The following is a 1,216-nucleotide window of genomic DNA, read 5'->3' on the forward strand; positions in this document are numbered from 1 at the left end:
ACTCCTTGTTCCGCTTGCGGAATACCCCTCTTCTGAAGAGAGCGTGCCTTTTGTCTTATCCATTATTCACGTTAAATAAAAAAGCGGGACGTCCCTTTCAAGACATCCCGCTTATCTTATGTTGTATCATACTGCCGGAAACACCGTTCCTGCAACATAATAATTAACCTTACTTCAATTCGAACCCTACATGTACCGTAGCCTCGATACTCATTTCCCCAATAGCTATGGACTCACCACTGCCGGAAGCATCAGCTTCGGCCTTCATCATGGCATATCTTGGCATTGGTATGGGTTCAGGTTGCCCGGTCTCGGACAGGTAAATAGGTTCGCCTACGCTTTTCCCCAGGGCAGAAGCATATTCTTCCGCTTTTTTCCTTGCATTTTTAACCGCTTTTATACGCGCCTGACTCTTCAGTTCATCAATATTCGAAGCATTGAATTCCACACCGTCTATACGGTTTACTCCGGCATCCAGTAACCCCTGGCTCAGCGCCTCGTATTTGGACAGGTCTTTCAAACGAATGGAAAGAGATTGATTGGCCACATACTTATACTCTTTGGTCTGGTAGTCATAATTCTTGTTCAGGTTCAGATACTCCGTCTTTATGTCCTTGGCCTCTATATTCATGTCCTTACAGAACTTCAATACCTTATCGATAAGTGCATCGTTAAGTTTTTTCACATCAAGGGCAGATTTACCTTCGTTTTCCACCCTCACTTTAAGGGTTACGTTATCCGGTACCACTTTTACTGTCCCTTCTCCCGAAACAGATATCGTGCGGGCAGGGTCTTTTACCAAAACAGAAGGAGTTTGTGCTTGTAATGCCATAGTAGTGCCTAATACCAAAGTTAAAAAGATTTTTTTCATAATGTATATTGCTTTTTGTGTTTATATTCTTCCCCTTATACAACTGCCGTGCCAAACCGGAAACCAGCAATTATTTTTATACAAAAAATAAGGAATTATCTTTCCCGGCAGCTTACAATAAAACTATTTCCTGTGAGATTCCCGGATAATACAAAGGTAGATTTTTTGACAGGACAATGTTATATTTTCCCCATTTTCCCGAGAACATACAACAGGATAATAGGTAATGCGAGCAATCCCACCATCAAAGGGTCCTGGGTAATCAATCCCGGCTGAAAAGCAAGCGTCAGGACATACCCGCCAATGGCCCCGCCAAAATGTGCGGTATGGCCTATATTCCCCACC

1 protein-coding gene and 1 pseudogene are annotated in these 1,216 nt (G+C 43.1%); both read right to left on the bottom strand.

Annotated features, from left to right (window positions below; all coding sequences use genetic code 11):
- Nucleotides 1-169: 169 nt before the first annotated feature.
- A complete protein-coding gene (locus ED312_RS17260) occupies nt 170-871 on the bottom strand; it encodes an SIMPL domain-containing protein (RefSeq protein ID WP_123217279.1) in 702 nt (233 codons plus the stop codon).
- 179 nt (nt 872-1,050) lie between these two features.
- A pseudogene (locus ED312_RS24300) lies at nt 1,051-1,216 on the bottom strand (rhomboid family intramembrane serine protease); the annotation flags it as partial.

The organism is Sinomicrobium pectinilyticum (assembly GCF_003725735.1).
GTDB classification, from domain to species: domain Bacteria; phylum Bacteroidota; class Bacteroidia; order Flavobacteriales; family Flavobacteriaceae; genus Sinomicrobium; species Sinomicrobium pectinilyticum.